This is a genomic window from Bradyrhizobium sp. Ghvi, assembly GCF_900115265.1.
GTDB lineage: Bacteria > Pseudomonadota > Alphaproteobacteria > Rhizobiales > Xanthobacteraceae > Bradyrhizobium.
Map to the genome: position 1 here is coordinate 106,625 of NZ_FOVU01000002.1, position 14,688 is coordinate 121,312.

Here is a 14,688-nt window from a genome sequence, read left to right on the forward strand (position 1 = left end):
GGGACAATCCCGTGGGCCACAGCGCTGCGGGCGAGTTCGTCGAGCTTCGCGGCGGCTTCGTTGAGGACGTCCGCCAGTTCGTTCAAGTGCCGCGGGAGCTGATTTTGATCATTCGTCATCGTTTGCATCCGTCTTGTCGCACTTAAAGCTCTCGCCGGTGCCGGATCGGATGTAGTTCACGACGGGTGACGCTTCGGCTTCGCCGGGGCACCACGCGTAGGCTTGGCCGATTACCGACGCGAAGAGCGCAACGAACGTTTCCATCGCGTCGGCGATGCGTTCGATCTGCGGCGCGGCGGCTGCGATCTTTTCGAGCGCGTCGGCGGCGCGTCCTAGGCGCGCGTCCTCGGACAGCGCCAGCAGTTCGGTCAGACCGATGGTCTCAGGTTGTTTGGTCATTCAGCGCTCTCTCAGTGTTGCAGAATTTGCAGACCCGCTTGCTCAAGCGGAAGGAACGGGGGTGGCGGGACGAACTTACTAGGTCGACCATCGAGCAACGGCGCTATGGCAGATCGAAAGAACGATCCAGCACATGAGGTTCCGAGCCACTGTCCAAAGTGTGACGGTGTTCCGCGCCTCTACTTGCGGCTTCCGGACCAGCGCAAAGGCACAGTTTCGTACCTCTACCGGTGCCGCGATTGCGGCCAACTAATTTGGATGGACTAGCGGTGTGCGCCGCACTCAAAGCCCCGAGGTTCGTTTCGGCCCCGAGCGCGGCGCTTCCGGGTGGAGGTCAGGCTCCCGCTCAGCCTTTGCGACCTTCCCGAACTCGAATTGGTTGGAGCGCTTCTGCGAGCGACCTTCAATCTCGTTGCAATCGTCTAGTCCGCGACAGCGCAAGGCGCCGTGCTGGCCGACCGTCGCCGGTCGCTTACCCTGGTGGCATCCGTTTCACGCCAAACGGGGCGTGACTCACCAGAGGCGTGCTCCCCATGCGATGGGGGGCGGTGGCTGCATCCCTGACGGGATGCTCTACGCCCCAGACGATGGGACGCGCGGGTGCTGTTGTTTTGGGTGGCCGTTGCCCGCCTCGGCCGGGGAGATTGAAGGCGCGCGCCATGTCGGGCGCTCCTATCTACGTAAACGGCCGAGCGATGCGGTCTGTGACAAGTTCAGACATTACGGTTTTGCAACCTTCGCCTTTTGATATGCGGCGCTTCACTCAAAGTGGCGGACAACCGGCTAGGCCCACACCATAGGTGTGTGGGCGCATCCGCCAATTGGTGTTTGATCTATCCGCCAGTTTCCGCCAGCTTCCGCCACTTTCCGATTTTGCTTGTAACTTCAATCGCTAAAGTGGCGGACCAAGTGGCGGAAAGCTGGCGGACGAAGTGGCGGATTGGGGTGGCGGAAACTGGCGGACGGGATGCAATCCGCCACTTTCCGCCAGTTGCTCAGACGCGTCAGGCAAGGCGATAGAGCGGCTTTCCCTTTGTCCCGCACGGCTCCAAGCTGCCCGCCTGGACGGCTACTCCGATGTGATCCCGGATGGTCGACCGGCTCAGCATTTCCAAGCCATCCGACTTCCGCCGCGCGTTGACCGCATCGACGATTTCGCCGGACTGCAATTCGAGCTGGCGCCTGATAGACGAGACGTTCTCATCGTCTGCCTTTTGACGTTTCGCTTCCCCCTCGAAGACGTCAAGGATGGCCGCGATGCGATCTTCTCGCCTGTCCGATGTCTTCAAGGTCGGAAGCTCTTCGTCATCGTCTACTGCAAGGTTGTCGGACGCCTTGCTGTACGGCTCGACCACACAGCTACCGACCTCATTGCCCCACATGTTCTTCCCGAGCGGAACGAACCGGAGACTGAAGTGCAGCTTCGCGCTCTTGTCGCCGTCTCGGCTCTTATCTATCGCGATGGTCCGAACCCCGTTCTTTTCGCTCAGTTGCAGGACAACGTCAGCGTTGGCGCGAATGGCGAAAGTCCCCGCTATCCCGCCGCTCTTGTTTTCGTGATGTATGATGACGATGCAAAGGCGGTGCTCATACGCTAGATCGGACAACGCGCGGAGCATGGGCGTCACGGCGGCAGACAGATGAAGGTCCCCGCCGTTGATCATGCGAATAAGGTTATCGAGCACTAGAAGCTTCAAGTCGTGCCCTTGAATCTCCTTGTAGCGTTCAATGGTTTTGCTGAGCTTCTTAGCCGCCGCTTTTTGCGCAGTCTCGAAGTTCGGAAGGTCGAAACGCACAGCGATACCCGCTCCGCCGTACGGCCGCACAGTGTGCAGCGCGGCCATTCGCTTCTTCAGGCCCTCTTGTCCCTCGCCTGCGATCAGCATTGCCCCACCCTGCACGACGTTGCGCCCCAAGAACTTCGCGCCGCGCAGCACACAGTCTAGCATCTCAGTCGTGGCGAAGGTCTTGCCCGTGTTGCTGTCGCCGCGCAGCACGACGACGCCAACGGCGGGCAGCAAGTCCTCTATCAAATCCTCTGCGGGCGTAAACGACGCATGCATATCGACTGACCACGCGAAGCCAGCATCGATCTCCGCAAACTTATCGACTTTTGCCTTGCCTTGTTCGGATGCCGGTTCGCCGTCTTCATCGTCGTCTACCGCATCGAACTGTTCGCCGTTCGAGCCGGGCACAGCTTTCGCGCGCTCGAAATCCTTGACAATATTTCTCCAGCCAAATTCGCCTTGAGCAGGCTTCTCGTCCTCAACGAAGACGCCGCATTCATCAGGCCGTTCGATCAAGATCGCGGCGAAGTCGGCCGGTGTGGTTTCGGGGCGCTCCGCTTTCAGCGCGCGAGCAAGATTAAACCTGACGTTTGACCTATCGCCTTCGTCAATCGCCTTGCGCAAGCTGTCGTACCTATCGACAAGCGTTTGCCATTCCACACCATCCAACGCGGGATCAAGCAGAGCTGCCCCATCGGGCAACTCAGTCTGCCGCAGCTCGTCGACGAGAGCTTGAATGCTCTTTTCGGTGACGGAGCTGCTTTCCGCTCTGCTTCCGATTGCCTGCCGGATGAATTCAGGAATGGGAACTAGAGTGCCGCCCTTGCGCGCCTTGATCAGTGCATCGAGGCTAGAGCGTTCGCCGTAGCGCCGCCCGTCGTGAATGCGGATAGCAGAAGGCGCAATGACGAAACCGCCCGCCGCCTTAACATCGGACTCGCAGGCAGCTTTGAGACTCCCCGCACTGCAACCCAAGTTGCCTTCGTTGCTAAAGTATAGGTGGCGGCCTCTGCCTTGCGACTGCACGGCGATAACACCATCCGGCAGCCCGCCATTCGCTTCGCAGAACGCATCGAAAAGCTCGACGCCGTTACGTTCGGCCCCGTTGCGCTCTTTGACGTCGTTGTCGACCACAAGCAAACCGGCCGGGCCGCAACTGATCGCAGGCAGCGCATCCGGCTTCTCGCGAAACATGCGGCGAATAGCTGACTTTTCAGTCGTCGCCCCAATGTGGAGCGGTGCGAAGCCGTGCTTGTCGTAGAATTCACGGCGGAGCGACTCGGCCTCATCTTTCGGTATGTCCGCGTCCAACCTTGTGAACGCTTTTACCAATGACGCCTTGTTCTCCGGGTTCGCAACGAACACGGGGATGCCAGCGGCGGCAAGATCAAGGGCGACGCGCTTATTATGCGCCCGCGCGTAATCGATGCGCCCTTGTTCGCGCATCTCGTTTGCCAGGTCGGGCACTCGCTTAGCCTTTACGGTCTGCATCAGGCGCCCGGCTCTCGGTGGAATGTGAGTGACGGATTACAGTTGCAGTCGCTACCCCGACCCGTGCGCAATGTTTGGCACCCTGAGTCGTGACTATAGACGGCGTGGATGATTCCAGGCTGCGTTAGGGAGTCAGCGCCCGCCTGCGGGAACGCCTGCGCCATACGCGCGAGCGCACCCAAGCGGCGGCGCTGTTCTCGATTGAGTTTCATCGTGACGGCTTTCTGATAGACTTAGAGACGTTATGTTCGGTGTCATCGCTGCTCGCGCGCAGAGCTTGCAGCGCTTTTCGTCCGCGCTCGATGTTCTTACGTACGGCTGCGGCGCTGATGCCAAGCTCGGCCGCGATTTCTTCCGACGTGAAGCCTGCCCCCGTCAGCTCAAGGCACCTCCACATTTCCGGGACGATGATTTTTGCAGCAAGCTCAATGAGACCTTTCGCGTCGAGCTGCCTCTCACGTTCGCCGAAAGTGGTTTCATCCGGGACGGTCGACGCGAAATCTTCCGTTTCGGCATCGGAATTGTCGTCCGTTGTGTTGGCGTCGAGATCGCTAAAGAGCTTATAGCGCTGGCTGCTCTTGTGCTGATCGCGCGCGATGTTCTTTACGATTTGCCGCAACCAAGCGGTCATCGCCCCTTGCGCCGTGTATGCGTCCTCATATTCGAGGGCGCGCGTGAGTGTTGCCTGCACAAGATCGTCGGCGAATTCGGCATCGCCCAGCGTGCGGGCGTGTCGGCGAAGCGTGGGAAGACGCTTGATCAACTCTTCGCGGAACGAAGGTCGAGCGTCTTCGACGCGCGTCAACGCGTCGGGCGGAATATGTTTCAAGGTGAGCCCTCGGTATCGAGCGGTGCGGCGGGAAGATCAGGCGGCCTTGCCGCTCGACACGGCGCGCTCTTCAGCTTTGCGGAAGCGTGCAGCGTCGCGTTCGAGAACCGCGTGGCGTGACCAAACCCGCTTGCCGCCAAGCAAAACGGACGGCGGAAGCTCGCCTTGCGCTTCGAGGGCATAAATAAAGGATCGTGACGCGGGCTTGCCGCCGCTCGAATAGTGCTGGCGAAGATCAAGCATCGTCATGCAGTCACCGGTGAGCATAGAAATTGACTCCGAATTGCTCCCGCTTGGGAGCTGTTGATCATCGGAGCCGAGCCGCAACCCGGTGCTATATTTCGGCAAAGCCCGCTGAGCGGGAACCCTTATCAGCCAGGTCTTGACCCTGACTCGACCGGGAGAAGAACCCGACCGGGGCGACGTGTCGCTTCCGTCTGACACCAGAGACGCGCCGAAAGCCTCTCTGGTCTGGCCGCACGCACATTCCGCGTTACGTGAGGCTTGATCTCAATATATTTGTTGGCCGTGAATTCATCAACTTAAGGGACATACAAAAACCGGCAAACACGGCCCTACGTCGCCACGCCCGAGCACATTCCTTCAACGCCCTAGATCAGCGGGTGGCAGACAGGCGTCCGGTTAATGTTTCGTAAGACTCAGAAGGGACCTACTACCTAACGGCTTCCTCAATCACCCGTGCCAACGTTTCGAGCGCAGCCCGGCGTTCGGGCCGCGCCTGATCGCCCTGGTAGATACGTTGCAGCTTGGGCGGAAGATGGTTCAGCACCTCTTCCACAACGAACGGGGCAACCCCGTTCGCCTTGAGCAGATTTGCTGCCGTTCGTCTTAGATCATGCGCTGTGAAGGATTCGAGCTTCAGCTTCGTCGCAATGTCCGCGCAGGCGTGGCTTAACGTGTGGCGGCTCATCGGCCGGTCACCGAACGTCCGCGATCTGAACACAGCAACGGGCTCGCTGCGGCCGGTCAGCTCGCCCCTGATAATTTGAAGCGCAGACCGGGTGAGCGGGACGATGTGGGTCGTCTTGTTCTTCGTCCGGGCGCCCGGGATAGTCCACGTCTCTTCACTTTTGGTCGCCAAGTTGGTTTCGGTTACAAGCATCCCCGCTACTTCGCCGGGTCGCTGGGCAGTCAACAACATGAACCGGAGCGCCGCGCGGGTTGTTGCGCCGATCTCGCTCTCCCCGTTCAGAAGCTCAGCCCAAACGGCCTTCAGCTCGGGGGCCGACAGCGCCCGCTTGCGCTCGCTGTTCGATTCATCATGGCGCTTCGCCAGCCCGGCCATGGGGTTGGCTGCAAGCTTCCCTTCCGAGACGCACCAACGGAAGAATTTGTGTAGGCTCGCATGGGCGCGGTTTGAGGATACGGGCGCATCAGCCGCAATGGTGTTCAGGGCGTCCGCGATCTCTGAGCGACTGAGCGTACTGGCGGACCTCCGGCCCCAGGCCGTCAGACGCTTCACCCCAGCCTTGTTGGGCCACCCATCCTTGAACCGGCCTAGGTATCGCTCGTCGGCCTCCCAGCTCCGCTTCCGGGCCTTTGACCATTGCTCCACGAAGGCGTCGACCAGCTCGCCAAAGGTCGCCTGCGCGAGCGCCGTAGCGGCCCGCGTGGCCCTATGCTCGCCATGTACGTCCCGGCCATTGGCGGCGGCTCCCCGCAGCTCGTCTGCCCGTTTCCGGGCGGCTGCCAGCTTCATGTCGGGGAAGTGCCCCAGCGTCGTGCGCACGGGCTTGCCGCCTTTCGGGCGATGCACGAAGGCGAACGTCTTTGCGCCCTCGCTGATCCGAATCTGAAGGCCCTTGCAGGACGGGTCCATCATTTCGAGACGTTGCCCCTTTGGGGCAGTGACCGTTTCCAGATATTCGGCGGTGATTTTTCGGCTCAAAGTACCCCTCCCCCTATCGAATAATCACGGGCTCTACCACCTCTTAGAGCACATGATCTTTCTCGGGTTCAAGGTCTTTGGGGTAACGCGGGGGTAACAAATACGGCCGACAGAGCCGAACAGATGCAGTCAGGATCAGGCAATCGGCGTTGATTCTTCAGCGCTTTCAGCCAAGAAGCGACACGATCAAACAGCGATTTTTTGACTTTTAATCACGGGGTCCTGGGTTCGAGCCCCAGCGCGCTCACCAAAGCCATGCGTCACTTCAGGACAATCGTATCAACCCTGCGACACGGCAGGCATCTGTAGGCGTACACCGCCGGCAGGTTTGCAATTTCTGGCAGTGTCGCAAGATAGTCCATCGGGCGTCTGCATTCGGAGCAGATGAGGACCGGTGGATTATCCTTGGTGCTGCCGCTCTTCATACTCTCGCACACTCACGCGCGCGGCAACATAGGATTGGCGTGTGGAGGGCACACCTCCGGTCAAATACCGGGGCCTATCGGGATTCGGCAGCGGGAAGACCATCGCCAGACGGCTGGCCGCAGTGATCCGCTCGACGAGCCCTCAGCTTTCCGGGGTTGGCACCGTCGCCGACTCGCTCAGTGGCGCCCCTCCAACGGAAACGGGCCCGATCGCTTTCGACTGCCGATCCATCATCCGCTTACGCAACGCTGCGGGCAATCCGTAACGCGCATGGGCTTTCCGGATGGAGGACGTGACGTCCGACATCATTGTACTTTGGAGCGTATCGATCTTGGCGATCAGCGTCGAAAGCTGCGGCGATATCTTCTTCACGTCGACCCGTTCGTCCGTGATGCTCTGTCGAAGGGATATGAGGACGTTTGAATCCTGCTGCCGCAGAGCCGTGTTTTGCTGCAACGAGGTATTGATCTCTTGCAGCGCGGCGACCTGCTGCTGCTGGGCCGACTGGAGTTCTTTCAGGGCTGCGATGATCGGATCCGGTTTGGGTGCGGACTCTTCCTGGCGCGGAAGCAGCGCAGCCAGACTGCCGATGTTGGGCGATGGAAGGTCAAACGGCGACGTGTAGATGGCCGCCGCGCCGTTGATGGCCAAGGCACATACCGAAAATACCAGGATCGATTTTCTGCTGGACTGCCTGCCGGGTGTTCGAGCTTCCGCGGCTTCGGGCTCGCACTGGGGCTCGGATGCTGCAGCCGCAAGTGCTGCGGCATCGAGGTGCTCGGCAAAGCAAAGCGTGTCGGACGTCGTGGTCATCTGCATTGACCTCATGAGCGAGCAAAAGGAGGCCGTCGCCGGAACGTCCTTGCGACGCCTCCTTTACGCAGCACTCACTTACACAACTGCCTAAAATTGTGAGCATTTCGGATTAATTCCACGTTAGCGACGTGCGCGCCCGAACTATCCGGTCACTCCGGCCGATTACGGGGCCGAACGATGACGCCCCGAGGCACGGCCGTGCATCTGTCCCCTGTTCCACGACGGCTGTGCGAAAAAGCCACGAGACAGCCCGCGAGAAAGGTGTAGGATTCGCCCAAACAGGAGGAACGGCATGTTTGAAATCACCGGTTTCGACACGGCAGGCGTCGTCAACCTCAAGCGGGAGTCGCTCGCCGCCGCCCTCAAGAAGGCCAGGGAGCTGATCCAGGACGGATGCCGGGACGTTCAGATCGTCGATCCCAATGGCCGGGTCTACACCTCCTTCGAGGAGCAGGCCGCCTGACGCCGCACCTCCCCCATCGCACGCACGTTGAGCCACCAGCAATCGGACGCTAGGATGAGCCTTTTCACGGAGGCTCATTTGAAGCAGGTCATTTTCATTGCAGCCATCGCGCTGCTCGCAACCGCGGCTGCACGATCCCAGGCTCTCGTCGATCCCAGCAAGGTTGCACCCGAATACCGCGAGGCTGCGGAGAAGCGGCGCGCCGAGCAGATCCGTCAGCGCGAATGCGCGCTCAGGGCGGATCTGGCGAAGGTGTTGCCGCGAGACCGGACCGACTTTCTCAATCACTGCCTGGATGCGATTGCAGCGAAACAATAGCAGTCTGCGTCTCGTTGCCGAGAAGCGTGCGGTCCGGCTCGCAGCCGACCTTCAGGCTTTCTTCAGACATTGGGCCCACCGTGGCAGCCGATTTCCGGTCATGATCATTTGTTGGCGCGATGAACTCCGTCCAGATCCAGTGCACGCGCTGCAAGACGATCTTTCGCGATCGCGCGGGACGGTTGCAGGACGGCTATTCGAGGCAATGCCCCTGTTGCGAGGTGGTGCTGTTCTTCGCAGACGACGCGCAGCATCCGTTCATCAAGCGCGCGATGCGAAGCGCGCGGCAAGTCCGGAAAGAGCTGCGCGAGCTTGAGGCGGCCAGGCTTGCTGCTCCGCAGGAAGAGCGTGCTGCGCCGAGGTCACGGTCGTCGATTAGTCGGGCGCGAGTCCAGGGCCGAACCGAGTAGCGCTGCGCCTCTCAGGTCGCCTCGTCCAGATTCCAGCGTCGGACTGCGCGCGGATGGAAATCGGAAAATACATCCGCAAGGTTTCGGCGGCCTTGGAAAGGCTGCCGAGCTCGGCGGTTTTGCAAAAGAGACTTACGATTTTTCACCTTTATTTCCGATTTCTGCAAGGCAAAATGGTTCAAACAACAAGATGCAGGCGAGGAAATCCGGAAAATGTCGAGTCCGATCAAGCACATCGTGATGTGGCGGCTACGCGGAGAGACAGCCGCGGAGCGCTCCGCGGCCAGGACCAAGGTCAAGACCCTGTTGGAGGGCCTGAAAGGCCGGATCGATGGCAGGGAGGAGCTCGGCGACTTGCGGATCGGACGTTTCCAGGTCGATTATCCCGTCAAAGAGACCGGCGCATGATCGGTTCATTCACCTTTGAAAATCTGCCGTGCCGCGTCGTGTTTGGCAGCGGGACGCTTGCGGCGGCCAAAGCGGAGGTCGAACGGCTCGGCGGCAAGCGCGCACTGGTGCTGACGACTCCGCAGCAGGAAGCGCAAGGCAGAGCGCTGGGCACCGCGCTCGGCCCGCTCTATGCCGGCCTCTTCGCCGGCGCCACCATGCACACGCCGGTCGACGTGACCGAGCGCGCGATCACGGCGATGAAGGCCTGCGAAGCCGATTGCGTGGTCGCGCTCGGTGGCGGCTCGACGACCGGATTGGGCAAGGCGCTGGCCTTGCGCACCGGAATCAACCAGCTCTGCATTCCCACCACCTATGCCGGCTCGGAGATGACCCCGATCCTCGGCCAGACCGAGAACGGGCTGAAGACCACCGTGCGCGATGTGGCCGTGCTGCCGGAGACGGTGATCTACGACGTCGACCTGACGATGACGCTGCCGGTCGGCCTCACCGCGACGTCAGGGATCAACGCCATCGCGCATGCCGTCGAAGCGCTTTATGCGCGCGACACCAACCCTGTCACGTCGCTCATGGCCGAGGAAGGCATTCGCGCGTTGGCGCATGCCCTGCCCGCCATTGCTGTCAAGCCTGACGATCGCACCGCCCGCAGCGATGCCCTCTACGGCGCCTGGCTGTGCGGCGTGTGTCTTGGCACTGTCGGCACGGCGTTGCATCACAAGCTCTGCCACACCCTCGGCGGCACGTTCGATCTGCCGCATGCGGAGACGCACACGATCGTGTTGCCGCATGCGCTGGCCTATAACGCGCCCGCGGTCCCCGAGGCGATGATGCGGATCGCGCGCGCGATCGGTGCGACCGATGCGTCGCAGGGGCTGTTCGATCTGGCCAAGCAACTGGGCGCCAAGCTCGCGCTGCGCGACATCGGCATGCCCGAAAGCGGCATCGACAAGGCGGCTGACCTCGCCGTCACCAACGCATATTGGAATCCGCGCCCGCTCGAGCGGGGCGCCATCCGGGACCTCATCGCGCGCGCCTGGGCCGGCGAACCGCCTGTCGCAACCACAGCGGTGGCCTGATCGAGATGAAACGCACTCTCATCCAGTCAGCCACCATCATCACCATGGACGATCGCATCGGCGACGTCAGGGATGGCGACGTGCTGGTGGAGAACGGGCGAATTCCGAGGTGCGTCCGGGCATCGAGCTTGGCAGCGGCGCGGCGGAAGCCGAGATTATGACACCATGCTGTTCGCCATCCATGCCATCGACCGCGCCGGCGCCCTGCCGACGCGGCTTGCCAATTACGATGCCCACAAGGCCTTCCTCAGCGACACCTCGCGGTTCGGCGTGAAGATCGTGATGTCGGGACCACTGGTCGCAGTCGACGGCGCCACGATGATCGCAGTCTGTTCCTGATCGAAGCACCCGGCCGAACCGAGATCGAAGCCTTCAACCGTGCCGATCCGTTCGCCGCAGCCGGCATCTGGGACAAAGTGACGATCACCGGTTTTCTGCGGCGGCAGGGCTGAACAACAGTGCGTCCTGTTCGGTTGTCCACTGACCAACGACCGGCCGATTGACGTCCGGTTGATCACCAATAGCGGCCAAAACGCGGACCTTTTACTGGTCAACCATCGAGGAGGATGAAGCCTTTTCCGCGGTGCTCTGAGCTTCCATCCACTTCGCCGTCCGCTCAACAACCTGCTCGCCGAATGGACCGACAAACTCGTTCGCGACGCCATCATCGAACGACTGGTGCGCAACAAATCCGTGGTCCAGTTTTGCAACCACCTGCCAACTTGCCCTGCCTGGATGCTGCGCATTGACGATCGCCGCGAGATACTCGTGGTCGAATTGAGTTGTTCGGATATCAAATTCTCCAATCATCGCTAACACTGGAACGTTTAGAGAGGCCCAGTTCCGCGCGACGTTCTCGTCGTTCAGCTCCCGAAAGTATTGCAGTGACCGATCATCGGCGAGGTGATCAAAGTCTTGGGGAAATACCTTCTTTGCCACCGGCGTGAGTTCGGGATGTTTGGCGATAGCCTCCGGAGCCGAGAGCTTCTCTATCAATACGTAGTGGAGAAGGCTGGCGTATTGGCGTTGCTCGTCTTCGAGCTTCGCAAGGTCGGGATGGGATCTGAGCCATACGTTTCGTCGTCTGTTTTCGATCAGATATTCCATGAACGGCCTTACAACCGTGCCATAAACCGCAATGCCTTTGACCGGCTCTTGCAGCGCGACCAGCGGGCCGAGCCAACCGCCTGCGCTGTGGCCGAAGATGAACACATTGTCCTTATCGACGAAGTCGTAAGACCTTAGCTTTCGCAAGGCGCTCGTGAACATAGCGACCTCTTCGCGAAAGCCAACGTCGCGGCACGGCTTCCCGATGCTGTCCCCAACGCCGCTCTTTTCGGTGCGCATGACGACAAACCCTGAACGGGTCAGCCGGTAAGCGAAGTCCCGGCTAAGATTCGGCGTTGTCTGGGGCCCTTCGATCGAGTAGCAGCCGATTCCCTGCACGAAGAGAACCGCAGGCCGCTTGCTCCTTGCATCCGCCGGCATCGTAGTCAGGCTTCGCAAGGTCGCTTCGCCCGCCCGCACCGTGTCATACGTGACCTTGACGTCGCTAGGCTGCTCTCGGGGAGCCTCGCCCAGAGTCATCTCGATATCCATCTCTTTGATGCCACGCTGGACGTGGCAGATAATGCGGTCTCCCAGCTTGAAGGATCGAATCCTGGTGACGAACGTGCTGACGGAGTCGATCGGTGCGCCGTTGACCGAGACCAGAACATCACCCGGCTTCAATTCTGAGCGTGCAGCGCTGCTATCGGGATAAAGGCTTGCAACTCGCACGTGACGGCCAGGCGCCGGCTCCGCTGTGACACCCAGAAACGGATGCCGAGGTAACGTGTCCGAAGGTAGCGGTGCGTCGACGGCCGCTCGAACAGGGGACCAAACGGACAGGCAGACCAGTGCAAACAGCCAGGAGAGTGACTTCATCATTTCCGCGCCCCGGACATCGTCAAAACGAACGGATCATTGAAGGTCGCTGCGCGACAACAACCTACGATTGCGTTGTTTTCGAGACCACTTGCAAAAAAGAGAGCGGATGCGGCAGCCCTAACCGGGTTGTCCCCAACGCGAAAAACCCCAGCGCTGGCGGGCGCCGGGGCGTTTCAAAAAAATGAATTGGAAAGGCAATGACGTCGCTATAGCAGCGAACCCGGCGGCAGCTTGTGAACTGGTTCACACATCCCGAGGGTGACCGGACTATTTGTCACCCCGGACGCTACCGCCGCCGCGACTTCCGCGGAAACAGCCGATCGCGGATGTAGCGCGAGGTCGCGGTCAGGCGGATCCCGCGCGGCTTCTGCCAGGCGGCGCGGTCGATCTCCTTCTTGTCGCCGATCGCCAGACGTCCCTTGGCGCTCTTGGCGATGAAGATCGCGTCGCTCATCCTGCGGCCCGAACGCTTGTTCTTCGCCTTCACCTCTTTCCAGAGGCTGATCCGGCCGAGCTTCAACTTCGGCAGTTCTTCCTTGATTTCGCGCCGCAGGCAGGCCTTCTCGGTTTCGCGCGCACGCTTGCGGCCGCCGGGGAACATCCACAGCCCGTCCGACCGTCGCCGGACCAACAGAACCTTGCCGCGCCTGGCGGCAACCAGCTTGGAAGACTTCGCCATTCCTGTCGCAAACCAACAAAAGAATCTGGATGCCATCGTAACTTGTCTATTTCGTTAGACAAGTTCGCTGGCTGTTCAGGCCAATGCCACCCCCGGCAATTGTCCACATCTTGCGAAATGCGCGTGACGCGCGATCAGGTCTCGTCGGCGATGGGCGGCTCGGCGGCCCGCTTCGACGCCGTCCCGATCCATGCAGCCGCCATCTCCCAGGCCACCGACAGGATGATCGGCCCGATGAACAAGCCGACAATACCGTGGGCGAGCGTACCGCCAATCACGCCGACGAAGATCACGATCGTCGGCGTATTGAGACCGCGTCCCATCACCAGCGGCTTCAGCATGGTGTCGATGAAGCCGACGACGACGAAGAATACGGTGAGCACCAGCGCCGTGGTCACGTCCTTGGCGGTCCAGATCCAGATGATGACAGGCAGCAGCACGAGGAAGGCGCCGATCTGCACGATGGACAGCAGCAACACGATGAAGGCGAGCAGGCCGGCGCTCGGCACCGCCGCGAGCTTGAAGCCGACACCGGCGAGCAGTGCCTGCACAATGGCGACGCCGATCACGCCCTGCGCCACGGCGCGGATGGTGGCGCCGCCGAGCTCGAGGAAATGCTCGCTCTGCTCGGGCACGATACGCGACAGGAAGCCGCGTCCGGCGGCAACCAGACGGGGTCCGTGGGGAAACAGGAAACCGGCCACGAACACCGAGACCAGGAACTGCAGCGTGCCGAGGCTGGCATCGCCGGCGAGCACCAGGAGCGGTCCCGCCAGCGGCTGGAGATACGGCGCGACCTCGCGGAGCACGGCGCGGATGTTGTTGTAGGCCTGGTCCCAGAGCTCGTAGAGGGTCGGCCCGATCAGGGGCCACGATTTGATCTGCTCCGGCGCCGACTGGAGCGCGAGATCACCGGTGCCGAGTTGGTGCGCAAGCTCCCTCACCCCATCCACGGCACTGAGGCCGAGCCAAGTGGCCGGGCCGAGGACGATGGCGAGCGTGATCAGGGTCAGGATCGCAGCCGCGGTCTTGGGCCGCCCGCCCAGTATTTTGGCAACCCAGCTGAACGCTGGATAGAACGCCACCGCGAGCACGAAGCTCCAGGCCAGGATCGGCACGAACGGCCGGATGATCAGGAAGGTCCAGATGATCAGCAGCGCCAGCAGGCCAAGCCGGATCACCAGCTGAATGACATCCTCGCCCGTCAGGAGCTGACGCAGACTTTTCACAGGCAGGGCTTTCCTTGCGGCATCAACGCGGGTTCCCGGCGCTTGCGCGGGCATGCGTTATTGCCAGCCCCGCGCCGGCCGTCAAGACGAGCGGGTCCGGGCGCCGCTGTCCCGTCCGGCCCGGCAGCCCTCCTGGATCCAGAAAATACGCCAGGATTGGCGCCGCGCGCCAGTTTTCCTAACAGCGATTAACCGGATTTCCTCTGACCGGTTTACGCCGATGCAAAGGCTCGCACCTACGCTTCCTTCAGCGCATCCAAGAACACCGAAGTGCAATGGCCAACAGTATCTGGACGACCGAAGAATTCACCTGCTCGGGTTGCAGCATGAGCTACACCGCAACCCGGGAGGAGCACGCCGAGCCGCATGCCGGCAGCTTCAAATGCAGGATCTGCAGCGGCGTGGTGCACAGCTGGTCCGGCAAGCATCATTTCTTCGACTGGCAAGCGGTGAAGACCAAGCCGCCGGTGTTCGGCAGGCGCTGGGCCGGCGTGCAGTATTAGGCAGCTGCGCGAGCGG

General features: G+C 61.3%; 16 protein-coding genes and 1 pseudogene. 7 read left to right on the plus strand and 10 right to left on the minus strand.

Features of this window, described 5'->3' with window-relative positions:
• Nucleotides 1–108: 108 nt before the first annotated feature.
• The 6 genes from BM374_RS07150 to BM374_RS07175 form a co-directional block, all read right to left on the minus strand.
• On the minus strand, nt 109–399 hold the full coding sequence (locus BM374_RS07150; protein ID WP_092290485.1) for a hypothetical protein: 291 nt from the start codon (nt 397–399) through the stop codon (nt 109–111).
• 1,004 nt (nt 400–1,403) lie between these two features.
• Complete coding sequence (locus BM374_RS07155; RefSeq protein WP_177248160.1) at nt 1,404–3,653, minus strand: AAA family ATPase; 2,250 nt, start codon at nt 3,651–3,653, stop codon at nt 1,404–1,406.
• Nucleotides 3,654–3,885: 232 nt separating this feature from the next.
• Nucleotides 3,886–4,506, minus strand: a complete 621-nt coding sequence (locus tag BM374_RS07160) for an RNA polymerase sigma factor (protein ID WP_092290489.1) — start codon at nt 4,504–4,506, stop codon at nt 3,886–3,888.
• A gap of 36 nt (nt 4,507–4,542) precedes the next feature.
• Nucleotides 4,543–4,773: a helix-turn-helix transcriptional regulator gene (locus BM374_RS07165; RefSeq protein WP_092290491.1), complete on the minus strand. Its 231-nt coding sequence runs from the start codon at nt 4,771–4,773 to the stop codon at nt 4,543–4,545.
• Between the two features lie 406 nt (nt 4,774–5,179).
• Nucleotides 5,180–6,415 (minus strand): tyrosine-type recombinase/integrase, encoded by a 1,236-nt coding sequence (locus tag BM374_RS07170; protein WP_143270160.1) that lies wholly within the window; start codon nt 6,413–6,415, stop codon nt 5,180–5,182.
• Between the two features lie 567 nt (nt 6,416–6,982).
• A complete protein-coding gene (locus BM374_RS07175; RefSeq protein WP_092290494.1) occupies nt 6,983–7,660 on the minus strand; it encodes a hypothetical protein in 678 nt (225 codons plus the stop codon).
• Nucleotides 7,661–7,949: 289 nt separating this feature from the next.
• Here BM374_RS07175 and BM374_RS38455 point away from each other — a divergent pair, with 289 nt between their 5' ends.
• A complete protein-coding gene (locus BM374_RS38455; protein WP_164933852.1) occupies nt 7,950–8,120 on the plus strand; it encodes a hypothetical protein in 171 nt (56 codons plus the stop codon).
• A 78-nt stretch (nt 8,121–8,198) separates the two neighbouring features.
• Nucleotides 8,199–8,438, plus strand: a complete 240-nt coding sequence (locus tag BM374_RS07180; protein WP_092291814.1) for a hypothetical protein — start codon at nt 8,199–8,201, stop codon at nt 8,436–8,438.
• Between the two features lie 104 nt (nt 8,439–8,542).
• On the opposite strand, the gene BM374_RS38460 is transcribed toward BM374_RS07180, so the two are convergent.
• Nucleotides 8,543–8,692 (minus strand): hypothetical protein, encoded by a 150-nt coding sequence (locus BM374_RS38460; protein ID WP_177248161.1) that lies wholly within the window; start codon nt 8,690–8,692, stop codon nt 8,543–8,545.
• Between the two features lie 369 nt (nt 8,693–9,061).
• Between BM374_RS38460 and BM374_RS07190 the strand changes: the two genes are divergently transcribed.
• The 4 genes and pseudogenes from BM374_RS07190 (at nt 9,062) to BM374_RS07200 (ending at nt 10,784) form a co-directional block, all read left to right on the plus strand.
• Nucleotides 9,062–9,256, plus strand: a complete 195-nt coding sequence (locus tag BM374_RS07190) for an antibiotic biosynthesis monooxygenase family protein (protein WP_092290497.1) — start codon at nt 9,062–9,064, stop codon at nt 9,254–9,256.
• Nucleotides 9,253–10,332 carry a maleylacetate reductase gene (locus BM374_RS07195; RefSeq protein WP_092290499.1) on the plus strand — a complete coding sequence of 360 codons (1,080 nt, stop codon included), beginning with the start codon at nt 9,253–9,255 and terminating at the stop codon, nt 10,330–10,332. Before BM374_RS07190 ends, BM374_RS07195 begins: the two co-directional genes overlap by 4 nt.
• Before the next feature lie 5 nt (nt 10,333–10,337).
• Entirely contained in the window at nt 10,338–10,493 is a 156-nt protein-coding gene (locus BM374_RS37795; RefSeq protein WP_244552537.1) for a hypothetical protein, read from the plus strand.
• Nucleotides 10,494–10,497: 4 nt separating this feature from the next.
• Nucleotides 10,498–10,784, plus strand: a pseudogene (locus BM374_RS07200) (YciI family protein).
• Between the two features lie 91 nt (nt 10,785–10,875).
• Here BM374_RS07200 and BM374_RS07205 read toward each other — a convergent pair.
• From BM374_RS07205 to BM374_RS07215, 3 genes are all read right to left on the minus strand, one after another.
• Nucleotides 10,876–12,261 (minus strand): alpha/beta fold hydrolase, encoded by a 1,386-nt coding sequence (locus BM374_RS07205; RefSeq protein ID WP_244552538.1) that lies wholly within the window; start codon nt 12,259–12,261, stop codon nt 10,876–10,878.
• Nucleotides 12,262–12,547: 286 nt separating this feature from the next.
• The gene (locus tag BM374_RS07210) at nt 12,548–12,940 is read right to left on the minus strand and encodes an NUDIX hydrolase (RefSeq protein ID WP_092290501.1); all 393 of its coding nucleotides are present in this window, start codon (nt 12,938–12,940) and stop codon (nt 12,548–12,550) included.
• 134 nt (nt 12,941–13,074) lie between these two features.
• Nucleotides 13,075–14,169 carry an AI-2E family transporter gene (locus BM374_RS07215; protein ID WP_244552539.1) on the minus strand — a complete coding sequence of 365 codons (1,095 nt, stop codon included), beginning with the start codon at nt 14,167–14,169 and terminating at the stop codon, nt 13,075–13,077.
• Nucleotides 14,170–14,444: 275 nt separating this feature from the next.
• Here BM374_RS07215 and BM374_RS07220 point away from each other — a divergent pair, with 275 nt between their 5' ends.
• The gene (locus tag BM374_RS07220) at nt 14,445–14,672 is read left to right on the plus strand and encodes a hypothetical protein (RefSeq protein ID WP_092290503.1); all 228 of its coding nucleotides are present in this window, start codon (nt 14,445–14,447) and stop codon (nt 14,670–14,672) included.
• Nucleotides 14,673–14,688: the final 16 nt, after the last annotated feature.

Bases quoted from the DNA above. Each gene is read 5' to 3' on its own strand.
- BM374_RS07150 (WP_092290485.1), bottom strand. From the start codon at position 399: ATGACCAAACAACCTGAGACCATCGGTCTGACCGAACTGCTGGCGCTG.
- BM374_RS07165 (WP_092290491.1), bottom strand. From the start codon at position 4,773: ATGCTCACCGGTGACTGCATGACGATGCTTGATCTTCGCCAGCACTAT.
- BM374_RS07175 (WP_092290494.1), bottom strand. From the start codon at position 7,660: ATGCAGATGACCACGACGTCCGACACGCTTTGCTTTGCCGAGCACCTC.
- BM374_RS38455 (WP_164933852.1), top strand. From the start codon at position 7,950: ATGTTTGAAATCACCGGTTTCGACACGGCAGGCGTCGTCAACCTCAAG.
- BM374_RS38460 (WP_177248161.1), bottom strand. From the start codon at position 8,692: ATGCTGCGCGTCGTCTGCGAAGAACAGCACCACCTCGCAACAGGGGCA.
- BM374_RS07190 (WP_092290497.1), top strand. From the start codon at position 9,062: ATGTCGAGTCCGATCAAGCACATCGTGATGTGGCGGCTACGCGGAGAG.
- BM374_RS07195 (WP_092290499.1), top strand. From the start codon at position 9,253: ATGATCGGTTCATTCACCTTTGAAAATCTGCCGTGCCGCGTCGTGTTT.
- BM374_RS37795 (WP_244552537.1), top strand. From the start codon at position 10,338: ATGAAACGCACTCTCATCCAGTCAGCCACCATCATCACCATGGACGAT.
- BM374_RS07205 (WP_244552538.1), bottom strand. From the start codon at position 12,261: ATGATGAAGTCACTCTCCTGGCTGTTTGCACTGGTCTGCCTGTCCGTT.
- BM374_RS07210 (WP_092290501.1), bottom strand. From the start codon at position 12,940: ATGGCGAAGTCTTCCAAGCTGGTTGCCGCCAGGCGCGGCAAGGTTCTG.
- BM374_RS07220 (WP_092290503.1), top strand. From the start codon at position 14,445: ATGGCCAACAGTATCTGGACGACCGAAGAATTCACCTGCTCGGGTTGC.